The sequence below is a fragment of the Streptomyces sp. NPDC028368 genome, assembly GCF_055565615.1.
Window position 1 is genome coordinate 420,722 of sequence record NZ_JBVHTY010000002.1, and the last position, 20,440, is coordinate 441,161.

The window sequence follows — 20,440 nt, forward strand, 5'->3', positions numbered from 1 at the left end:
CTTTGGTCCGGGCCGACCCGCGCGGTTACTGTCCTCCCTCGCAGCCGCCGGTCACCGTCCGCCCTCCCGGGCGGCATCGGCTCTCCCCCAGCTCTCGGCTCCGCTCAAGCAGGGGGACCCCATCGGAAGGAGTGCGGCACCCGTGGTCTCGCATCGCCGTAGCTCGCAGCCAGGTCCCGCCACCCGCACCGGTGTCACCGTCGTCTCGGCGGCCCTGGCGACCACCGCCGCCGCACTGTCGGGCACACCGGCCTCGGCCGACCCCGCCGGACACTCCGCCACGGGCCGGGAAGCCGCCACCTCCCGGGTCGACAAGCTCTACGAGGAGGCCGAGCGGGCCACCGAGAAGTTCAACGGCGCCGACGAGCGGACCCGGCTGCTGCGGGACGAGCTGGCCGCCCTTCAGGACCGCACCGCCCGCGCCCAGGAACGGGTCAACCGGATGCGCACCCGGCTCGGCGCGCTGGCCGCCGCCCAGTACCGGGCCGGCGGCATCGACCCCACCCTCCGGCTGCTGCTCTCCGAACGCCCGGACAGCTACCTGGAGAAGGCCTCCGCGCTCGACCGGCTGAACAACAGCCAGGCCGGCGAGCTGCGCGAGCTGCGAGCCGCGCAGCGGGCCCTGGAGCAGCAGCGCCGGGTGACCGCCGCGAAGCTGGCGGACCTGGAGGCCGGCCGCCGGGACGTCGCCCGCCACAAGAAGCACGTACAGCACAAGCTGGCCGCCGCCCGGCGGCTGCTGAACGGGCTCCCCCGGGCCGCCAGAGCGGCCTACGACCGGGCCTCGCGCAGTGACGGGCGCGACGAGATGCTCCCCGACCTCTCCGGCGTCCTGCCGGCCTCCGGGCGGGCCGCCGCGGCCGTCGCCGCGGTCCGTGCCGCGGTCGGCTCCCCGTACGCCTGGGGCAGCAGCGGCCCCTCGGCCTTCGACTGCTCCGGACTCACCCAATGGGCCTACGGGCACGCGGGAGTCTCCATCCCGCGCACCTCACAGGCCCAGCGCGGCGCCGGACGCCAGGTGCCGCTGTCGCAGGCGCAACCCGGTGACCTGGTCATCTACCGTTCCGATGCCAGCCACGTCGGGATGTACGTGGGCGGCGGCCAGGTCGTCCACGCGCCCTATCCCGGCGCCCGGGTCCGCTACGACCCGGTCGGCGTGATGCCGGTCTACTCCGTCACCAGGCCCTAGATCCCGCGCCCAGCGTTTTTGTCCCGCACCCGCCGCACATACGATCGGCGGCATGTCACGTCAGCGGGCGCGGCGGCGATGGCCGTCACGAGCCGGGGCGGCGGCCGGTGCCGTCCCGCTCCTCGCGCTGCTCGTCCCGCTCACCGGCTGCGCGCCCCAGGCCCCGCCGCGCGACCGCTTCCCGGACGTCCAGCGGATGCTCGACGCCCGCTCGCTGGCCGTCCGCCACCGGGACACCGCCGCCTTCCTGGCCACCGTCGACCCCCGGGCCGTCGGCTTCCGCGCCCGCCAGAGCCGGGTCATCGGCAACCTCAGGGCCCTGCCGCTGGCCGACTGGCACTACGACCTCGTCTCCACCGACGCCTTCGCGCTGCCGGCGGGCGGCCCCCGCGGGCGGATGGCCGCGAAGGTACGGCTGAGCTACCGCCTCGAGGGCTACGACACCGCCCCGGTCACCTCCTTCCAGTACCTCACGCTCACCGAACGTGCGGGCCACTGGCGGATCTCCTCCGACTCCGACGGCGCCGCGGCCGGCAAGCCCGGCACCCGCCAGCTGTGGGACCAGGGCCCGGTACGGCTGGTCCGCGGCCGGCACAGCCTGGTGCTCGGCGGCGACGCGGACCCGGCGCGGCTGCGTGATCTGGCGGACCGGGCGGACGAGGCGGTGCCCGCGGTGTCCGACGCCTGGAAGGGCACCTGGTCGGGGAGCGTGATCGTGGAGGCCCCCGACACGGTCGAACGGATGGCGCAGCTGCTGGGCAGCGACGATTCCGCCGGCTACGCGGGCATCGCGGCGGTCACCACCGGCGAGGCGGGCGGCTCCACCACCGCACCCGCGGACCGGGTGATCGTCAACCCGGAGGCGTACGAGGAACTGAACGACCTCGGCCGCGCGGTCGTCCTCACCCACGAGACCACCCACGTCGCCACCCGTACGGTCACCACCGTGGCCACCCCGCTCTGGCTCTCCGAAGGCTTCGCCGACTGGGTCGCCTACCGCGACATACGCCGCGAGGCCGCCACCACCGCCCCCGAACTCTCCCGTGCGGTGGCGACCGGCAAGGGCCCCGACCGGCTCCCGACCGACGAGGACTTCGGTTTCCAGGCCGGCGCGGACCGTCTGGCGAAGGCGTACGAGGGCGGCTGGCTGGCCTGCCGGTTGATCGCCGACAAGTGGGGCGAGGCCAGGCTGCTCGCCTTCTACCGGGCGGCGGGCCACAGCGGGGCACAGAGCGCATCGGTGCGGGTGGGGGCGCCGATGGAGGCGCTGCAGGCCACTCCCCGGCCGTCGGCGAGCCGCCCGCCCGGCTCACAACCGGCTCACGACAGACACCGGCCGGACCGCGCCGAGCAGCTGGACCGGGCCATGCGGGACCAACTGGGCGTCGGGCTGACGGAGTTCACCCAGGAGTGGCGGGAGTACGTACGGGGGCAGTTGCGGTGAGGCGCGGGGTGGCCTCGGCGCGAGGGTGGGAGCCCCGCGCCCGTCCCTGCCGGTCGCGGCCAAAGCAACCGGCCACAGCTCATCGCGCGCACTGCGACCCGGTACTGTCGGCGGACGGACCCCTTGGAACCCCTGTCGAGAGACCACCGTGCACAAGACCCTGATCGTCACGAACGACTTCCCGCCCCGGCCCGGCGGCATCCAGGCCTTCCTGCACAGCATGGCACTGCGCCTGGACCCCTCCCAGGTCGTCGTCTACGCCTCGACCTGGAAGCGCACCAAGGAAGGTCTCGCGGCCACCGCCGCCTTCGACGCCGAGCAGCCGTTCACCGTGGTCCGCGACCGTACGACGATGCTCCTGCCCACGCCCCGCGTGACCCGGCGCGCCACCGCTCTGCTGCGCGAACACGGCTGCTCGTCCGTGTGGTTCGGCGCGGCCGCACCCCTTGGGCTGATGGCGCCCGCGCTCCGCTCGGCCGGGGCCCGGCGCATCGTGGCGACCACCCACGGCCATGAGGCGGGCTGGGCCCAGCTCCCCGCCGCCCGCCGGCTTCTGCGCCGCATCGGCGAAGGCACCGACACCCTCACCTACCTCGGCGAGTACACCCGCTCGCGGATCGCCGCGGCGCTCACCCCCGAGGCCGCCGCCCGCATGGTCCAACTCCCGCCCGGCGTCGACGAGAAGACCTTCCATCCGGCCTCGGGCGGTGACGCCGTACGGGCCCGGCTCGGCCTCGCCGACCGGCCGGTCGTGGTGTGCGTCTCGCGGCTGGTCCCGCGCAAGGGCCAGGACACCCTCATCGAGGCGATGCCCGCCATCGTGGCCGAGGTTCCGGACGCGGTCCTGCTGATCGTCGGCGGCGGCCCGTACGAGAAGGAGCTGCACGCGCTGGCCCTGCGCAAGGGCGTCGCGGACTCCGTACGCTTCACCGGCGCCGTCCCCTGGGAGGAACTCCCGGCCCACTTCGGCGCGGGCGACGTCTTCGCCATGCCCTGCCGCACCCGCCGCGGCGGCCTCGACGTGGAAGGCCTCGGCATCGTCTACCTGGAGGCCTCGGCCACCGGCCTGCCCGTGGTGGCCGGCGACTCCGGCGGCGCCCCCGACGCCGTCCTGGACGGCGAAACGGGCTGGGTCGTCCCCGGCGGCGCCCCCACCCCCACCGCCGAACGCCTCGTCACCCTCCTGAAGGACCCGGCCCTACGCCACACCATGGGCACCCGCGGCCGCGCCTGGGTGGAACAGAAGTGGCGCTGGGACCTACTGGCGGAACGGCTGCGGGCGTTGCTTTAGCGCTGCCGCTTGGCCTTGGCCCCACGTTTTTGGCTTTCCCGCCGTGGTGGTTGGTCGCCGTTGCGCCTGCGGCGGGCGTGGTTTTGTTGGGTGCGGTGCCACGCCTCCGGACTTCGTCCTGCGGCGCGGCCCCTCCCACGGGTGGGTGGAAGACGGGCCGGTGGGGGCGCGCGTTGAAGGTCAGCTGCACCTCGGATCCACAGGGCACAGCTGACCACTGACGTGCACTCCCACCGGCCTTTTTTCCCACCCTCTACGGGGAGGGGGCGGGCCGTAGCGGCGGAGCCGTGTAGGGCCGGTCCCGCAGCCGAACAGCCCCGCGCAGCGGCACCGCCCGCCGCAGGCGCAACGGAGAGAAACCACCACAGCGGGACGGCCGACAACGTGGGAGGCCCGCCAAGCGCAGCGGACGGGCCGCAGGCGCAACGGCGAACAACCACCACGGCGGGAAAGCCGACAACGTGGGGAGAAACTACCCCCGGTAGATCGCCTCGATTTCCTCGGCGAAGTCCTTGGCGACAACGTTCCGCTTCAGCTTCAGGGACGGCGTGACGTGGCCCGACTCCTCGGTGAACTGGTTCGGCAGGATGCGGAACTTGCGTACCGACTCGGCCTTGGAGACGGCCGCGTTGCCGTCGTCGACGGCGCGCTGGACGGCGGCCAGGAGCTCGGGGTCCTTGGCGATGACGGCGGGGGAGACGTCGGCGGGGTGGCCGTGTTCCTCGGCCCAGCGGGGGAGGAACTCCTCGTCGAGGGTGACCAGGGCGCCGATGAAGGGGCGGCCGTCGCCGACGACCATGCATTCGGCGATCAGCGCGTGGGCGCGGATGCGGTCCTCGATCACCGCCGGGGCGACGTTCTTGCCGCCCGCGGTGACCAGGATTTCCTTTTTGCGGCCGGTGATGGCGAGGTAGCCGTCCTCGTCGAGGGTGCCGATGTCGCCGGTGTGGAACCAGCCGTCGGAGAGGGCCTCTTCGGTGGCCGAGGGGTTGTTCCAGTACTCGGTGAAGAGGTGCTCGCCGTGGAGGAGGACCTCGCCGTCGTCGGCGATGCGGACGACGGAGCCGGGCAGCGGCTGGCCGACGGTACCGATCTTCTGGCGGTCCCAGGGGTTGAAGGCGGTGGCGGCGCAGGACTCCGTCAGGCCGTAGCCCTCCAGGACGGTGAAGCCGATGCCGCGGTAGAAGTGGCCCAGGCGCTCGCCGAGCGGGGCGCCGCCCGAGATGGCGTGGGTGGCGCGGCCGCCGAGGACGGCGCGCAGCTTGCCGTAGACGACGCGGTCGAAGACCTTGTACTTGACCTTGAGGCCGAGGGACGGGCCGTCGGCGCTGTCCAGCGCGCGGCTGTAGGCGATCGCGGTGTCCGCGGCCTTGTCGAAGATCTTGCCCTTGCCGTCGGCCTGCGCCTTGGCGCGCGCCGAGTTGTAGACCTTCTCGAAGACGCGGGGGACGCCCAGGACCATCGTCGGGCGGAAGGAGGCCAGGTCGTCGGTGAGGTGCTTGATGTCCGGGGCGTGGCCGAGCTTGATGGGCGCCATCAGCGCCGCCACCTGCACCAGGCGGCCGAAGACGTGCGCGATGGGGAGGAAGAGGAGGACGGAGGAGTCGCCGGTACGGAAGAGGGGGCGCAGGCGCTCGACGACGTTGCCGCACTCGGCGAAGAAGCTGCGGTGGCTGAGCACACAGCCCTTGGGGCGGCCGGTGGTGCCGGAGGTGTAGACGATGGTGGCGGGCGAGTCCGCGTCGGCGAGCGCGCTGCGCTCGTCGACCTGCGCGTCGGTGATGCCGGCGCCCGCGGCCCGCAGCCGGGCCACCGCGTCCCGTTCGATCTGCCAGATGTTCGCCAGTTCCGGCAGCCGGTCGCGGACCGACTCGACGGCGGCCTCATGGCCGGGGCTCTCCACCAGGCAGGCGACCGCGCCCGAGTCGCCGAGTATCCACTGGATCTGCTCGGCGGAACTGGTCTCGTACACCGGGACGGTGATCGCGCCGGCGCTCCAGATCGCGAAGTCCAGCAGTGTCCACTCGTAGCGGGTGCGTGACATCAGGCCGACGCGGTCGCCGGGCCCTACGCCGGAGGCCATCAGGCCCTTTGCCGCGGCGCGGACCTCGGCGAGGAAGGTGGTGGCGGTGACATCCTGCCACTGGCCGTTCACCTTGCGTCCGATGACCGCAACATCCGGGTGCTGCGCGGCATTTCGGCGGATGAGATCCGTCAGATTGCCGTCCGCGGGGACCTCGTACAGGGCCGGAAGGCTGAACTCGCGCAAGACTGCTGCTCCTCATTGGCGCCGGCGCCACGACGCTGTGTGTACACCGGTTGCGGTCCATGATCATGCAGGGGGGGTCGGACTGCCCGGACGTTACCCACCGGTATTGCTTTTGGGATAGGGGGTCGCGCCCAGATGTTTGATGCGTCACACACTTACGACACGCCATGGGACTGCTCTCGCGCAGACTAGACCAGCACCGTACTGACCCGAAAGTAACCCCAGGTCGCAGGCGGCCTCCCGGCAACTGCCCGGGGCATCTAGGGTGGCGCCATGCGTGTGCATGTGGTCAGTGACGTACATGGCAACAGCCGCGGCCTGTCCGCCGCGGGCGACGGCGCCGACGCCGTGGTCTGCCTCGGCGACCTCGTGCTCTTCCTGGATTACGCCGATCACTCGCGCGGCATCTTCCCCGAACTGTTCGGCGTCGAGAATGCCCACGCTCTCGTCGCGCTGCGCACCGCGCGCCGTTTCGAGGAGGCCCGTGACCTGGGCCGCAGGCTCTGGGGGGAGCTGGACCGGGCGGGCCGCAGCCGGGAATCGGTCATCGAGGGCGCGGTCCGCAAGCAGTACGCCGAACTGTTCGCGGCCTTTCCCACGCCTACGTACGCCACCTACGGGAATGTCGATATGCCGCGGCTGTGGCCCGAATACGCGAGGGAGGGCGTCACGGTCCTCGACGGCCAGCGGGTGGACATCGGGGGCCGGGTGTTCGGGTTCGTCGGCGGCGGGCTGACGACGCCGATGTCCACTCCCTACGAGGTCGGGGACGAGGAGTACGCCGCCAAGGTCGAGGCGGTGGGCGAGGTCGACGTGCTGTGCACGCACATTCCGCCGGACGTTCCCGAGCTCTGCTACGACACCGTCGCCCGCCGCTTCGAGCGCGGGAGTTCGGCACTGCTGGAGGCCATCCGCAAGACCCGCCCCCGCTACTCCCTCTTCGGGCATGTGCATCAGCCGCTCGCCCGCCGGGTGCGGATCGGCGCCACGGAGTGCATCAACGTCGGGCACTTCAACGCCACGGGGACGCCCTACGTCCTTCAGTGGTGAGCCCGGCGGCGGCGAACGCCCGGCCGCGTCCGTCGGCGTCCGTCCGCGCGGTAGCCTTCAGCAGCAGAGACACGGAGTTTGACGAGTTTGACGCGAGTCGGCGGACCGGACCGAAGCGGCATGAAAATGGCATGGAGGAGTCACGGCGATGGCCGAACACACCAGCTCAAGCATCACGATCAAGGCGGCACCCGCCGAAGTGATGTCAGTGATCGCCGACTTTGACCGCTATTCGGAGTGGACCGGAGAGGTCAAGGAGGCGGAGGTGCTCGCCAAGGACGACCGGGGCCGCGCCGAGCAGGTGCGCCTGGTGCTGGACGCCGGTGCGATCAAGGACGACCACACCCTCGCCTACAAGTGGACCGGCGAGAACGAAGTCAGCTGGTCCCTGGTCAAGTCGCAGATGCTGCGTGCGCTGGACGGCTCGTACCGTCTGGCTGCGGTGAGCGGCGGCAAGAGCACCGAGGTCACCTATCAGCTGACCGTGGACGTGAAGATCCCGATGCTCGGGATGATCAAGCGCAAGGCGGAGAAGGTCATCATCGACCGGGCGCTGGCCGGGCTGAAGAAGCGCGTGGAGAGCGACCCCGAGGGTTCCGCGGGCGCCGAGGGGTCCGAGGGGACCGCCGCCGACGAGGGCAAGAAGCTCTGAGCGTGCGAATCGTCCTGGTCACCGGCCCCGGCGGCGCAGGCCGCAGCACGCTGGCCGCCGCGACCGCCCTGGCCGGTGCCCGGCGAGGAGCGCGCGTACTGCTGCTCACCACCGAGAGCAGTGCTCCGGAAACGGTGCTGCGCTCGCGTCTGAGCGCGGATGCCGCGACGGCGATAGCCCCCGGCCTGCACGTCCGGCGCATCGACTCCGGCGACCGGTTCCGGCAGGAGTTCCTGGCCTTCCAGGAACGCGCCGGCACCGCCCTCGACCTGCTCGGTGCCGCCCCCCTCGACGAGGACGAACTCACCGAACTCCCCGGCTCCGAGGCCTTCGCGCTGCTGCACGCCCTGCGCACCGAACACGCCTCGGACGCCTGGGACCTGCTCGTCGTCGACATGCCGCCCGCCGCCGAAACGATCCGGCTGCTCGCCCTGCCCGCCCAGGTCCGCCGCTATCTGCGCCGCCTGCTGCCGCCCGAACGCCAGGCCGCCCGCGCACTGCGCCCGGTGCTCGCCCAGCTCGCCGGCGTCCCGATGCCGGCCCAGAAGCTGTACGAGGCCGCCGAGCGCTGGGAAGGCGAACTCGCCGCCGTACAGCGGGTGATCGACGCCCCCGGCACCTCCGTACGCCTGGTCACCGAAGCCGGCCCGGTCGCCGCCGCCAACCTGCGTGCCCTGCGCGCCGGGCTCGCGCTGTACGGGCGCCGCACCGACGCCCTCCTCGTCAACCGGCTGCTGCCCACCGGCTCCGCGGACCCCTTCCTCGCGGCCCTCTCCGGCAGCCAGCAGTCCGCCCTCAAGGCGCTGCGCGAGGAATTCCCCGACGTACCCGTCCACGAAGTGCCGCACCTGGGCCGCGATCCGCAGGGCGTCGAGGACCTGGACGAGCTGCTCGGACAGGCCGTCCGGACCGGGCCCACCGAGCAGCCCGGTCCGGACGACGGCCCGGCGGGCGGCCCCGACCCCGGCACCGCGCACCGCGACCCCTGGACGGTGGTGGACCGCCTCGCCGCCGACGGCATCCTCCTGTGGCGGGTGCCGCTGCCCGGCGCCCGGCGCGACGGTCTCGCTCTGGTGCGCCGCGGCGACGAAATCGTCGTCAGCGTCGGCACCTTCCGGCGGATCCGTACGCTCCCCTCACCGCTGCGCCGCTGCACCGTCTCCGGCGCCGGACTGCACGACGGCGTCCTCGACATCCGCTTCACCCCGGATCCCGGGCTGTGGCCCAAGAGCACTGACCGGAGTTCCTGAACGCCGTACCACCATTCGGGTAACGTCGGGGGTGAGCCCCGCCGCCGGAGTCCACGGAGATCATCATGAGTGATGCCACCGAGCGTCCTGCCGACCGTCAGGCCGACTTCGACGCCGACGCCTGGGAGACGGCCTGCGCCGAGGACCTCGCGGCGGAGAAGGCCCGCCGCCGTACCGAATTCGGCCCTCAGCCGGGCAGCGCCGCCGAAGAGCTGCGCAAGCTCGCCGAGGCCGTCACCGACAAGCTCGCCGGGATCCAGCTGCCCGGCGCACTGGGCGGGATCGCCGCGCAGGGCGCCGTCAACCAGCTGTTCCGGCAGGCCAAGGCCGCCGTCGAGCCGGTCATCGAGCGCAACCCCGATGTTTTCGACCACCTCGCCGCGGCCGGCAGCGAACTGCTCGCCGCCTATCGCTCGGCCGTCGAGCGCAGCGAGCGCCGCTGGACCCGCGACGACCTCGAGGACCGCCCCGGCGGCGCCGCCGGGGACCGCGCCGACGATCCGCGCGACGACGACGGCCCCACCGGCACCGAGCGGATCGATCTCGACTGACCCCGCACCACCGCACGGCAGGGGAAGGCGGTCCCTCCTCCGGTACGGTTGATCCCGGCGGGGTTCGAGCGAATAACTGAGGGACACATGGGACTCACCATCGGCGTCGACATCGGCGGCACGAAGATCGCGGCCGGCGTGGTCGACGAAGAGGGCTCGATCCTTGAGACGTGCCAGGTACCGACCCCGCAGGCGACCGACGCCCTGACCGAGGCGATCGCGGACGCGGTACGCACCGTCGGAGCCGATCACCAGATCGAGGCCGTCGGCATCGGCGCGGCCGGATATGTCGACGAGAAGCGGGCCACGGTCCTCTTCGCGCCCAACATCGACTGGCGCCACGAGCCGCTCAAGGACAAGGTCGAGCAGCGCGTCGGGCTTCCCGTGGTCGTCGAGAACGACGCCAACGCGGCCGCCTGGGGCGAGTACCGCTTCGGCGCGGGCCAGGGCCACAGCGACGTCATCTGCATCACCCTCGGCACGGGCCTGGGCGGCGGCATCATCATCGGCAACAAACTGCGCCGCGGCCGCTTCGGCGTCGCCGCCGAATTCGGCCATATCCGGGTCGTGCCCGACGGCCTGCTGTGCGGCTGCGGCAGCCAGGGCTGCTGGGAGCAGTACGCCTCCGGGCGCGCCCTGCTGCGGTACGCCCGCCAGCGCGCCTTCGCCACCCCCGAGAACGCCACGGTGCTGCTCTCGCTCGGCGACGGCACCCCGGAGGGCATCCAGGGCAAGCACATCAGCACGGCCGCCCGCCAGGGCGACGCGGTCGCCATCGACTCGTTCCGCGAGCTGGCCCGCTGGGCCGGCGCGGGCCTGGCCGATCTCGCCTCGCTCTTCGACCCGTCCGCCTTCATCGTCGGCGGCGGCGTCTCCGACGAGGGCGAGCTGGTCCTCGACCCGATCCGCAAGTCCTTCCGCCGCTGGCTGGTCGGCAACCAGTACCGCCCGCACGCCCAGGTCCTGGCCGCCCAGCTCGGGGGCAAGGCGGGGCTGGTGGGAGCCGCGGACCTGGCCCGTCAGGGCTGAGCCGCCCGCTGTTCCGTACTACGGCAAAGCCCGTCACGTCCCCCGGGGCGCGGCGGGCTCTGCCCTACTCCGAGCCCGAGCGACAACCCCGTCCCCGGCCCGTATGGCGGCCCCGGCGAGAGGACCTGCCCGCCTTGATCCCACTCCCCGACTCCCGTACGGAACCCGACGGTTCGGCCGTCATCCGAGTGCTCAGCTACAACATCCGCTCGCTGCGCGACGACCGGGCGGCACTGGCCGGAGTCATCCGGGCCTGCGCCCCCGATCTCGTGCTCGTCCAGGAAGCGCCCCGGTTCTTCCGCTGGCGCAAGGCCGCCGAGCGGCTGGCCCGTGCGTCGGGGCTGGTGTACGTCACCGGCGGCGGCACGACCGCGGGCCCGATGATCCTCTCCTCGCTGCGCGCCCATGTGGAACGTACCCGGGACATCCTGCTGCCGCGCACCCCCGGCCTGCACCAGCGGGGCTTCGCGACCGCCGTGGTCCGGATCGCCGGCGCACGGCTCGGGGTGCTCAGCTGCCACCTCAGCCTGGCCGACGCGGAACGCTACGGACAGGCCGGGCTGCTGCTGGAGCACCTGGCGCTGCTGGACGTGCCCCACGCCATTGCGGGCGGGGACCTCAACGACCGGCCCGACGGGCGGAGTTTCCGGCGGGTGGCCGGGGCGCTGACGGATGCGTGGGCGGCGAAGCCGTGGGGCGGGGAGATGACCTCCCCGCCCCATGAGCCGGATCAGCGGATCGACGCCGTCTTCGCCACGGACGGCGTCGAGGTCCTGGGGTGCGGGGTGCCGTATGGGCTGCCGGGGGTGCGGGAGGCGGATCTGAAGGCCGCCTCGGATCATCTGCCGGTGCTGGCGGCTCTTCGGGTGCCGGCCGGAGGCTAGCGGGATACGGCCGTCGGCCCCATGCCGTCGGCCTCATGTCCTCGGCCGCCGGACGGGCCGGGCGGATGGCTCACACCACCGCGCCGCCCCCCGGCCGATCACCGTCGTCACCGTCGTCGTTCTTCATCCGCCCCACCAGCGTGGCGAAGCCGCCGAGGAAGCCGCCGATGCCCAGGAGGGCGATCCACCACGTCACGGGCTGCTGGATGATCACCATCGTCACCAGCAGCAGCGGGCCGCCGAGCACCGCGAGCCAGGCGAACTTGGTGGTGACATCGGCCGTCGGCAGCGGGGGAGGTTCGGGCGGGGTGAAGTGACCCTCGTCCGTTTCGTCGAAATCGTCGTCGGACGGCTCGGAGGCGCTCCAGTCGCGCGGCCCGACCCCGGGCGCGAAGACGACGAAGCTGCCCGGGCGGGCGGTCCCGGGCGCCGTGTCATCGGCCCCCGACTGCGCCTCGCCGTCCTGGCCGTCCTTACGGCCGGCCTCCTCGGCGCCGTCCTCCGCCGCCGTGGGAAACTCCGGCTGCTCGCCGTACCCCGCGACGATCTCCGCCCAGGCGGCCTCTTCGTCCAGCGGATCCCGGGGGTCGCGGGGGCTATGCTCCGCCACTGGCCGCCGTCCCCTCCTCGACCGGGCCCGGCTGCGCCTCGGGGGCGAGCCGGCTGATGAAGGCGAAGCTCTCCTCGAAGATCCGCTCCGCGTCATGGTCGAGCGTGGCGACGTGATAGCTGCGCTCCAGCAGCGTCTGCCGTACGTCCGTGGAGGACACCCGGGCCAGGATCCGCTCGGAGTCCGCGGGCGGTACGACATGGTCCTGCGTACTGGTCATCACCAGCAACGGCTGGGTGACGCCCGGGAGTTCGGAGTCGACCTGCTGGAAGAGGCGGCGCAGCGAGTACGCGGCGTGCAGCGGCACCCGGTCGTAGCCGACCTCCTCGGCGCCCGGCTTGGCGATGTCGCTGGCGATGCCCTTGGTGGTCCGTACGACATGACGCAGTACACCGAGCAGCGGCGCCGCGGCATCATGGACCTTGTTGGCCGGGTTGACCACGGCCACGCCGCTGATCGCAGGGCCGTGCTTGGCGGCCAGCCGGAGCGCCAGCGCGGCGCCCATGGACAGGCCGCAGACGAAGACCTTGGTGCAGCGCTCGGTCAGTGCGCGCAGCTCGCGGTCCAGCTCGGCGTACCAGTCCTGCCAGGTGGTGACCTGCAGGTCCTGCCAGCGGGTGCCGTGTCCCGGCAGCAGCGGCAGGGAGACGGTCAGTCCCTGGCCGGCCAGATGGTCGGCCCAGGGGCGTACGGACTGCGGGGAGCCGGTGAAGCCGTGGCACACAAGGACGCCGACCTCTCCGCCGTCACGGCGGAACGGCTCGGCTCCGGGAAGGAGCGGCACCGGGGAACTCCGATCGATTAAGGGGGCCTGGTGGGTTACCTCAGCGTACGCGGAGGGACGCGGAGCGGATAGGTCCGGCGGCGGCCGCGCGGCCGCTCACCCGGTGCGCGCTCGGCCGTAGGTGGGCCGCGTCGCAGCCCCGCCGCGGCGAGTGGGGCGCCGGGGCAGGTTAAGGTCTTTGCGTCACACACAGGAGGCAGTCGGTTGATCTACGGCGCAATGAAGTTTTCCATCGGCGGGTCGCTCAAGCTTGCGTTCCGTCCCTGGGTGGAAGGCATCGAGAACATTCCCGCCGAGGGTCCGGCGATCCTCGCGAGCAACCACCTGTCCTTCTCGGACTCCTTCTTCCTGCCCGCGGTGCTCGACCGCAAGGTCACCTTCATCGCGAAGGCCGAGTACTTCACCTCGCCCGGCGTGAAGGGCAAGCTGACCGCGGCGTTCTTCAAGGGCGTGGGCCAGCTGCCGGTCGACCGCTCCGGCGGCCGCGGCGCGGGCGAGGCGGCGATCAAGAGCGGCATCGAGGTGCTCGAGCGCGGTGAGCTGTTCGGCATCTACCCCGAGGGCACCCGCTCCCCGGACGGCCGCCTCTACCGCGGCAAGCCGGGCGGACTGGCGCGGGTGGCGCTGGCCACCGGGGCGCCGGTCATCCCCGTAGCGATGATCGACACCGAGAAGGTGCAGCCTCCGGGCAAGATCGTGCCGAAGATGATCCGGCCGGGCATCCGCATCGGCAAGCCGCTCGACTTCACCCGCTATCAGGGCATGGAGGGCGACCGCTTCATCCTGCGGTCGGTCACCGACGAGGTCATGTACGAGATCATGAAGCTGTCCGGCCAGGAGTACGTCGACATCTACGCGACGGCGGCAAAGCGGCAGATCGCCGATGCGGCGAAGGCGGCGGAGACGAAGAAGAAGGCGGAGACGGAGGCCACAAAGGCCACCGGGAAGGCCGCCGACAAGGGGACGGCCGAGACGACCGGGGCGTAGTCGCGCCCGGCGAGGGGTGGGGGGCGGCATGACGGATGCCGACATAGCGACGGTGAGCGGCGCCGCCAGGCGCCACGGCAAGCGCCCGAAGGTGCTGCGGATGTCCGTGGAGCTGCCGCTGTGGCGGGCGCTCACCGGCTACCGCATCCTCACCCTCGTCTACACGCTGGGCCTGTTCGCGCTCACGTACAAGCAGTACGCGCATCCGCTGGGCGCCTTCGCGTACCTGGCCGCGCTCACCGTCTGGATGGCGTTCACCTGGCGCCGTACGACCTCCGCGGAGCGCTGCACCCGGCACTTCCTGCTCGCCGACCTCGCCTTCGCCGTCGGCGGCATTCTGCTGACGCCCCTGGTGGACACCCACGCCCGCATCATGGACGGCGGGCCCACCCTGCCCTCCATCTGGACGGCGGGTGCCGTCCTCGGGTTCGCGATCAAGCGCGGCTGGCGCTGGGCCGCGGTGGCCTCCGCGGCGGTCGCCGTCGCCAACCTCGTCGAACGCCAGGAACTGGCCCGCGACACCATCCACAACGTCGTCCTGGTGTGGGTGGCCAGCGTGGCCATCGGCTACGTCGTCGAGGTGGCCCGCGCCAGTGAACGCACCCTCGCCCGCGCCCTGCAGATCGAGGCGGCCACCCGCGAACGGGAGCGGCTGGCCCGCGACATCCACGACAGCGTGCTGCAGGTGCTGGCCATGGTGCAGCGGCGCGGCGCCGCGATCGGCGGCGAGGCGGCCGAGCTGGGCCGGATGGCGGGCGAACAGGAGGTCGCGCTGCGGACGTTGGTCGCCGGCGGGCTGATGCCGCCGCCGCGCACGGAGGCCGTCGCGGAGCCGGCACCGTACGCCGGCAAGGAGGCCGCACCGTCCGCCCCGGCCGGCGTCCCGTGCGACGTCCGGGCGCTGCTCGCCCCGTACGCGGGCGCCGGCGTCACCTTCTCCGAGCCCGGCGCGCCGGTCGAGCTGGCGGCCGCCGCCGCGGGGGAGCTGGCGGCCGCTGTCGGTGCCGCATTGGACAATGTGCGGGTGCACGCGGGGGCCGGTGCCCACGCGTGGATCCTGGTGGAGGACGAACCGCAGGCGGTGATCGTGACGGTGCGCGACGACGGCCCCGGCATTCCCGAGGGACGGCTCGCGGACGCCGAGCGCGAGGGCCGCCTGGGCGTGGCCCTGTCGATCCGGGGCCGGCTGCGGGACCTGGGCGGGCGCGCCGAGTGGATCTCGGTCCCCGGCCAGGGCACGGAAGTGGAGTTGACGGTACCCAAGGGCGCGGCGCCCAAGGGCAGGGGGAAGGCGAGAGCGTGAACGAGCAGACGGGCCGGTCGGGTCTGAAGGTGATGGTGGTCGACGACCACCCGATGTGGCGGGACGCGGTCGCGCGGGACCTGGCCGAGGCCGGGTTCGACGTGGTGGCGACGGCCGGCGACGGCCTCCAGGCGGTGCGCCGGGCGCAGGCGGCCGCCCCGGACGTGCTGGTGCTGGACCTCAATCTGCCGGAGCTCCCCGGCGTCCAGGTGTGCAAGGAACTGGTCGGCTCCCTCCCGGCGCTGCGGGTGCTGGTGCTCTCCGCGAGCGGCGAGCACGCCGATGTCCTGGAGGCGGTCAAGTCCGGAGCCACCGGCTATCTGCTGAAGTCGGCGAGCACCCAGGAACTGCTGGACGCGGTGCGCCGCACGGCCGCCGGCGACCCGGTGTTCACGCCGGGACTGGCCGGTCTGGTGCTCGGCGAATACCGCCGGCTGGCCACCGAACCGGCCCCCGCGACGCCGGACGAGCCGGGCGCACCGCAGCTGACGGAGCGGGAGACCGAGGTACTGCGCCTGGTGGCCAAGGGACTCTCGTACAAGCAGATCGCCGAGCGCCTGGTCATCTCGCACCGCACGGTGCAAAACCACGTCCAGAACACCCTCGGCAAACTCCAGCTGCACAACCGCGTGGAGCTGGTGCGGTACGCCATCGAGCGCGGCCTGGACGACGCGTAACACCGGCCCCGCCGGGTTCCCCTCGTACGGGTGAACGCCCGGCGTCAACTCCCCGGCAAAACAACGGAATCGGCGTGTGCCCCATCCCGGAGTGACCCAGGTCACCATTAGCGTGACGCGGGTCTGCTCATTCACGGCCGTACGCGGCCATCGACGGGATAGGTGAAGCGATGCGGGTCGGAGTACTCACCGGCGGCGGCGACTGCCCTGGTCTGAACGCGGTGATCAGGGGCGCCGTCCGCAAGGGCACCCAGGAATACGGTTACGACTTCGTCGGCTTCCGGGACGGCTGGCGCGGCCCCCTCGAGGGCATCACCATGCCGCTGGACATCGCGGCGGTCCGCGGGATCCTGCCGCGCGGCGGCACCATCCTCGGCTCCTCGCGGACCAACCCGTTCAAGGAGGACGACGGCGTCCGCCGGATCAAGGAGAACCTCGCCAAGCACGAGATCGGGGCGCTGATCGCGATCGGCGGCGAGGACACCCTCGGCGTCGCCACCCGGCTCTCCGACGAGCACGACGTACCCTGCGTCGGCGTCCCCAAGACCATCGACAACGACCTCTCCGCCACCGACTACACCTTCGGCTTCGACACCGCCGTCGGCGTCGCCACCGAGGCCATCGACCGGCTGCACACCACCGCCGAATCCCATATGCGGGTCCTGGTCGTCGAGGTGATGGGCCGGCACGCCGGCTGGATCGCGCTGCACTCCGGACTCGCCGGCGGCGCCAACGTCATCCTCATCCCCGAGCAGCGCTTCGACATCGACGAGGTCTGCGGCTGGATCGAGTCCCGCTTCAAGGTCCGCTACGCCCCGATCGTGGTCGTCGCCGAGGGTGCGATGCCCAAGGACGGCCAGATGGTCCTCAAGGACGGGTCCACCGACTCCTTCGGCCACGTCCGGCTGTCGGGCGTGGGGGAGTGGCTGGCCAACGAGATCGAGCGGCGTACGGGCAAGGAGGCCCGCACCACGGTGCTCGGGCACACCCAGCGCGGCGGCACGCCCAGCGCCTTCGACCGCTGGCTGGCCACCCGCTTCGGGCTGCACGCCATCGACGCGGTACGTGACGGCGACTTCGGCAAGATGGTCGCGCTGCGCGGCACCGACATCGTCCGGGTCCCGATCGCGGAGGCCACCGCAAAGCTGAAGACCGTCGACCCGGCGCTCTATTCCGAGGTGGGCGTTTTCTTCGGGTGAGTTCCGCTTTCGGGTAGGGGTCCGCGCTTCGGCTGCGCCCCGTTCTCCGGCTGAACCGTGCTGCGTCCCCGCCCCGCACTCCGGGCGGCACAGCCGGGCAATGGGCCGTATATTCGCCGTACGCGACATATCCGGCCCATTGCATATTTGCGGGGCGAACCGTACCGGTGGGAGAGAACGTGGAGATCGTCGCCTTCGGAGTGCAGGCGGACGAGCGCGCTCCGCTGGAGAAGGCCTTCGAGGGCCGGCATCAGGTCCGCAGTCTCGATGTGTTCATCAACCGCGACACCGCCCCCATCGCGCACGGCTACGAGATCGTCAGCTCCAGCGTCAACGGTGACCTCGGCGCCGATGTGCTCCAGGCCCTCGCGGCCGGCGGCACCAAGATGATCGCCCAGCGCTCCACGGGCTTCAACAACATCGATCTTCAGGCCGCGGCCGACCTCGCCCTGACCGTCGGCCGGGTCTCCTCCTACTCCCCGTACGCGGTCGCGGAGTTCGCCTGGGGCCTCGCGCTGGCGGTCAACCGGCGGATCGTACGGGCCGCCAACCGCACCCGTAACTTCGACTTCCGGCTGGACGGCCTGATGGGCCGGGATCTGCGCGGCCGTACGGCGGGCGTGATCGGCACCGGGAAGATCGGCGAGGCGTTCACCCGGATCGCCCATGGCTTCGGCATGAATCTGCTCGGCTGGGACATCGCCGAGAACCCCAACTGTGCCGCGCTCGGCATGAAGTACGTCGGCCAGGAGCAGCTGTTCGCCCGGTCCGACCTGATCACCTTGCACGTGCCGCTGCTGGAGGCCACCCGGCACCTCATCGACGCCGCCGCGCTGGCCGCGATGAAGGACGATGCCATCCTGATCAACACCAGCCGCGGCGGGCTCCTCGACACCGCGGCCCTCGTCGAGACGCTCAAGGCCGGCCGGCTGTCCGGCGTCGGCCTCGACGTCTACGAGGAGGAGGCCGGGCTCTTCTTCTTCGACAAGTCCCTGGACGTCATCAACGACGACATCCTCGCCCGCCTGATGACCTTCGCGAATGTGCTGGTCACCTCGCACCAGGCGTACTTCACCAGGGACGCGGTGGGCCAGATCATCGACGCCACCGTGCGCAACGTCGAGGACTATCTGGCCCACCGCACCAACGAGAACATGCTGGTCACACGAGGACAGCTGCCAGCAGCTGGGCGGTGACCGCGGCGCCGTCCAGGGTGAGCACGGACTCGGGGTGGAACTGCACGCCCGCGAAGCCGGGGCCGCGCAGCGCATGCACATCGCCGGTCGCCGCATCCCGGCTCAACTCGATGCGGTGCATGGCCAGTTCGGCGGCCGTGGTGTCGTCGCAGCGGGCCGTGAAGGTGTTGTAGAAGCCGACCGTCTCCGTGCGCCCGAAGAAGTCGATCCGTTCCTGCGCGCCCTGGAAGGGCACCTCCTTGCGGACGATCTCCAACCCCAGCTCGGCCGCCAGCAGTTCATGGCCGAGGCACACGCCGAGCAGCCCGTGCCGGTGCTCGCGGACCAGCTCGGCGGTGAGCGCGCGCAGCGTCCGCATCTTGGGGTCGGCCGCGTCGGCAGGGTTGCCGGGGCCGGGGCCGAGCACCACCGGCCCTTCGTGCGCGAGCACCGCCGCGCGCAGCCCCGGCTCGTCGTACCGGCGGACATCCACCGTCAGGCCCGAGGTGCGCAGCAGATGCGCCAGCATCGCGGTGAAGGTGTCCTCGCCGTCGACGACCAGCGCATGGCCGCTCAGCGCGGCGGTCGGCGCGGTGGTCCGCATCCGCAGCCAGAAGGGGGCGAGGTCGGCGCGGCGGGCGTCCAGCGCGGCCTGCACCCGGGGGTCGTCGGCCAGCCGCGGCGGCGCGGTCCGGGCCGGCCGGGCGGGCGCCGGGCGCACGCCGAGCGCGGTGAGCACCCCGGCCGCCTTGGCGTGCGTCTCGGCCACCTCGCTCGCCGGATCCGAGCCGCGCACCAGGGTCGCCCCGACCGGCACCCGCAGCCGCCCTCCCCCACTTTCGGCTTTTCCCCCACTCTCGGCTCCGCTCGAGCGGGGGGACCCCCATGCGCGGGAGGTGCCCCCGCCGTCGATGTAGGCGGTACGGATCAGGATCGGCGAGTCCAGCGTCTGCGCGCCGCCCGCATCGCGGCCGATCAGCGCGAGCGCGCCCGCGTAGTAGCCGCGGCCGATGCCGTCCCGTCCGAGGGGCTCGTACCGTTCGATGACCCGGCACGCGTTCTGTACGGGCGACCCGGTGACGGTCGCCGCGAACATCGTCTCCTTCAGCACCTCCCGCACATCCAGGGACGAGCGGCCGCGCAGCTCGTACTCGGTGTGCGCGAGGTGGGCCATTTCCTTCAGGCGCGGGCCGATCACCACGCCGCCCATGTCGCCGACGGTGCACATCATCTTGAGCTCTTCGTCGACGACCATCGAGAGTTCCTCGATCTCCTTGCCGTCGGCGAGGAACTCGAGCAGGTCGTCGGCGGTCGGGCCGCCGGCCGGGTAGCGGTACGTCCCGCTGATCGGGTTCATCACGACGGTGCCGCCGCTCATCCGTACATGCACCTCGGGGCTGGCGCCGACCAGGGTGCGCCCGCCCGTCTCCCGCCCCCGCCCGCTCGAGGACGGCCCTTCGGACCCCGTTGCCTCTCCGGTGTGCACGACGAACGTCCAGTACGCGCCCCGCTCCGAGGTCAGCAGCCGCCGGAACAGCGCGAGCGCATCGGCCCTGCCGAATCCCGGGATCTCGCCCTCGTACGTCCGCCGGATCACGAAGTTCGCGCCCTCGCCGCTGCCGATCTCCTCCTGGACCACCCGGCCGACGATGTCCGCGTACGCCTCGTCGGTCACGTCGAAGGCCCCGTCGCTCACCCGCACGTCATGGCTGGGGAGCTGTGCCAGCGCCTCGGCGAGCGGCAGCTCGTAGGTCTCCTCGGGGGTCAGCGCCAGGAGCGGCGTGCCGTCGTCACGCACATCGAAGCCGCGCTCCCTGATCTGCCGGAACGGCACCAGCGCCAGGCCCTCGGGAAGGTCGGCGAGCCGGTCGTAGGCGGCGACGGGGCCGATCAGGACCTCCACCGTGTCGTGGTCACGGCCGGGTGTGCGGCGGCGCAGCAGGGCAAAGGGCCGGTCGTCGGCGAGCAGCTCGGGCAGATGCATGTTCCTCGTCCTTCTCACTCAAGTGGTGGGGGAGAGGGCCGGCCCGGATCCGGAAAGACCGAAGGCCGCCCTCGGGCGGCCTTCGCGGAGTCTGTGGTGTGCGCGCGAATCA

The 20,440-nt window shown here is 72.2% G+C and carries 18 protein-coding genes; 14 read left to right on the plus strand and 4 right to left on the minus strand.

Going from position 1 to position 20,440, the window contains the following annotated elements:
• The first annotated feature begins 142 nt into the window (after positions 1 to 142).
• The 3 genes from ACZ4S3_RS05400 to ACZ4S3_RS05410 all read left to right on the plus strand — a co-directional run bounded on the left by ACZ4S3_RS05400 (position 143) and on the right by ACZ4S3_RS05410 (position 3,924).
• On the plus strand, positions 143 to 1,189 hold the full coding sequence (locus ACZ4S3_RS05400) for a C40 family peptidase (protein WP_467926059.1): 1,047 nt from the start codon (positions 143 to 145) through the stop codon (positions 1,187 to 1,189).
• 52 nt (positions 1,190 to 1,241) lie between these two features.
• Complete coding sequence (locus ACZ4S3_RS05405; RefSeq protein ID WP_467926064.1) at positions 1,242 to 2,633, plus strand: hypothetical protein; 1,392 nt, start codon at positions 1,242 to 1,244, stop codon at positions 2,631 to 2,633.
• 148 nt (positions 2,634 to 2,781) lie between these two features.
• Positions 2,782 to 3,924: a glycosyltransferase family 4 protein gene (locus ACZ4S3_RS05410; protein ID WP_467926069.1), complete on the plus strand. Its 1,143-nt coding sequence runs from the start codon at positions 2,782 to 2,784 to the stop codon at positions 3,922 to 3,924.
• 472 nt (positions 3,925 to 4,396) lie between these two features.
• Here the strand turns inward: ACZ4S3_RS05410 and ACZ4S3_RS05415 are convergent, their stop codons facing one another.
• On the minus strand, positions 4,397 to 6,193 hold the full coding sequence (locus ACZ4S3_RS05415) for an AMP-dependent synthetase/ligase (RefSeq protein WP_467926073.1): 1,797 nt from the start codon (positions 6,191 to 6,193) through the stop codon (positions 4,397 to 4,399).
• Between the two features lie 273 nt (positions 6,194 to 6,466).
• Between ACZ4S3_RS05415 and ACZ4S3_RS05420 the strand changes: the two genes are divergently transcribed.
• From ACZ4S3_RS05420 to ACZ4S3_RS05445, 6 genes are all read left to right on the plus strand, one after another.
• On the plus strand, positions 6,467 to 7,243 hold the full coding sequence (locus ACZ4S3_RS05420) for a metallophosphoesterase family protein (RefSeq protein ID WP_467926077.1): 777 nt from the start codon (positions 6,467 to 6,469) through the stop codon (positions 7,241 to 7,243).
• A gap of 148 nt (positions 7,244 to 7,391) precedes the next feature.
• Positions 7,392 to 7,895 (plus strand): SRPBCC family protein, encoded by a 504-nt coding sequence (locus ACZ4S3_RS05425; RefSeq protein WP_467926081.1) that lies wholly within the window; start codon positions 7,392 to 7,394, stop codon positions 7,893 to 7,895.
• 2 nt (positions 7,896 to 7,897) lie between these two features.
• Complete coding sequence (locus ACZ4S3_RS05430; protein WP_467926085.1) at positions 7,898 to 9,145, plus strand: ArsA family ATPase; 1,248 nt, start codon at positions 7,898 to 7,900, stop codon at positions 9,143 to 9,145.
• 65 nt (positions 9,146 to 9,210) lie between these two features.
• Positions 9,211 to 9,696, plus strand: a complete 486-nt coding sequence (locus ACZ4S3_RS05435) for a DUF5304 domain-containing protein (protein ID WP_467926090.1) — start codon at positions 9,211 to 9,213, stop codon at positions 9,694 to 9,696.
• Positions 9,697 to 9,783: 87 nt separating this feature from the next.
• On the plus strand, positions 9,784 to 10,725 hold the full coding sequence (locus ACZ4S3_RS05440) for an ROK family glucokinase (RefSeq protein WP_467926094.1): 942 nt from the start codon (positions 9,784 to 9,786) through the stop codon (positions 10,723 to 10,725).
• Between the two features lie 134 nt (positions 10,726 to 10,859).
• Entirely contained in the window at positions 10,860 to 11,609 is a 750-nt protein-coding gene (locus ACZ4S3_RS05445; RefSeq protein WP_467926098.1) for an endonuclease/exonuclease/phosphatase family protein, read from the plus strand.
• 70 nt (positions 11,610 to 11,679) lie between these two features.
• Here the strand turns inward: ACZ4S3_RS05445 and ACZ4S3_RS05450 are convergent, their stop codons facing one another.
• Together ACZ4S3_RS05450 and ACZ4S3_RS05455 are read right to left on the minus strand one after the other, a co-directional pair.
• Positions 11,680 to 12,219: a hypothetical protein gene (locus ACZ4S3_RS05450; protein WP_467926102.1), complete on the minus strand. Its 540-nt coding sequence runs from the start codon at positions 12,217 to 12,219 to the stop codon at positions 11,680 to 11,682.
• A complete protein-coding gene (locus ACZ4S3_RS05455) occupies positions 12,206 to 13,003 on the minus strand; it encodes an alpha/beta hydrolase (protein WP_467926107.1) in 798 nt (265 codons plus the stop codon). The genes ACZ4S3_RS05450 and ACZ4S3_RS05455 overlap by 14 nt, the downstream gene beginning before the upstream one ends.
• A gap of 219 nt (positions 13,004 to 13,222) precedes the next feature.
• On the opposite strand from ACZ4S3_RS05455, the gene ACZ4S3_RS05460 reads away from it, so the two are divergent.
• From ACZ4S3_RS05460 to ACZ4S3_RS05480, 5 genes are all read left to right on the plus strand, one after another.
• Positions 13,223 to 13,990, plus strand: a complete 768-nt coding sequence (locus ACZ4S3_RS05460; protein WP_467926111.1) for a lysophospholipid acyltransferase family protein — start codon at positions 13,223 to 13,225, stop codon at positions 13,988 to 13,990.
• Positions 13,991 to 14,018: 28 nt separating this feature from the next.
• Complete coding sequence (macS, locus tag ACZ4S3_RS05465; protein ID WP_467926114.1) at positions 14,019 to 15,293, plus strand: MacS family sensor histidine kinase; 1,275 nt, start codon at positions 14,019 to 14,021, stop codon at positions 15,291 to 15,293.
• A 32-nt stretch (positions 15,294 to 15,325) separates the two neighbouring features.
• A complete protein-coding gene (locus ACZ4S3_RS05470) occupies positions 15,326 to 15,970 on the plus strand; it encodes a response regulator (RefSeq protein WP_467927316.1) in 645 nt (214 codons plus the stop codon).
• A gap of 170 nt (positions 15,971 to 16,140) precedes the next feature.
• The gene (locus tag ACZ4S3_RS05475; RefSeq protein WP_467926119.1) at positions 16,141 to 17,169 is read left to right on the plus strand and encodes a 6-phosphofructokinase; all 1,029 of its coding nucleotides are present in this window, start codon (positions 16,141 to 16,143) and stop codon (positions 17,167 to 17,169) included.
• Positions 17,170 to 17,348: 179 nt separating this feature from the next.
• Positions 17,349 to 18,365, plus strand: a complete 1,017-nt coding sequence (locus ACZ4S3_RS05480) for a 2-hydroxyacid dehydrogenase (protein WP_467926123.1) — start codon at positions 17,349 to 17,351, stop codon at positions 18,363 to 18,365.
• On the opposite strand, the gene ACZ4S3_RS05485 is transcribed toward ACZ4S3_RS05480, so the two are convergent.
• Positions 18,331 to 20,328, minus strand: coding sequence for an anthranilate synthase family protein (locus ACZ4S3_RS05485; RefSeq protein ID WP_467926128.1), 1,998 nt, complete (start codon positions 20,326 to 20,328; stop codon positions 18,331 to 18,333). The two genes, ACZ4S3_RS05480 and ACZ4S3_RS05485, sit on opposite strands and share 35 nt — an antisense overlap.
• Positions 20,329 to 20,440 lie beyond the last annotated feature (112 nt).

What these genes read in the sequence shown, in the direction of transcription:
- ACZ4S3_RS05405 (WP_467926064.1), top strand. Translation starts at nt 1,242, where the DNA reads ATGTCACGTCAGCGGGCGCGGCGGCGATGGCCGTCACGAGCCGGGGCG.
- ACZ4S3_RS05460 (WP_467926111.1), top strand. Translation starts at nt 13,223, where the DNA reads ATGAAGTTTTCCATCGGCGGGTCGCTCAAGCTTGCGTTCCGTCCCTGG.
- macS (WP_467926114.1), top strand. Translation starts at nt 14,019, where the DNA reads ATGACGGATGCCGACATAGCGACGGTGAGCGGCGCCGCCAGGCGCCAC.
- ACZ4S3_RS05470 (WP_467927316.1), top strand. Translation starts at nt 15,326, where the DNA reads ATGGTGGTCGACGACCACCCGATGTGGCGGGACGCGGTCGCGCGGGAC.
- ACZ4S3_RS05435 (WP_467926090.1), top strand. Translation starts at nt 9,211, where the DNA reads ATGAGTGATGCCACCGAGCGTCCTGCCGACCGTCAGGCCGACTTCGAC.
- ACZ4S3_RS05425 (WP_467926081.1), top strand. Translation starts at nt 7,392, where the DNA reads ATGGCCGAACACACCAGCTCAAGCATCACGATCAAGGCGGCACCCGCC.
- ACZ4S3_RS05485 (WP_467926128.1), bottom strand. Translation starts at nt 20,328, where the DNA reads ATGCATCTGCCCGAGCTGCTCGCCGACGACCGGCCCTTTGCCCTGCTG.
- ACZ4S3_RS05475 (WP_467926119.1), top strand. Translation starts at nt 16,141, where the DNA reads ATGCGGGTCGGAGTACTCACCGGCGGCGGCGACTGCCCTGGTCTGAAC.
- ACZ4S3_RS05420 (WP_467926077.1), top strand. Translation starts at nt 6,467, where the DNA reads ATGCGTGTGCATGTGGTCAGTGACGTACATGGCAACAGCCGCGGCCTG.
- ACZ4S3_RS05440 (WP_467926094.1), top strand. Translation starts at nt 9,784, where the DNA reads ATGGGACTCACCATCGGCGTCGACATCGGCGGCACGAAGATCGCGGCC.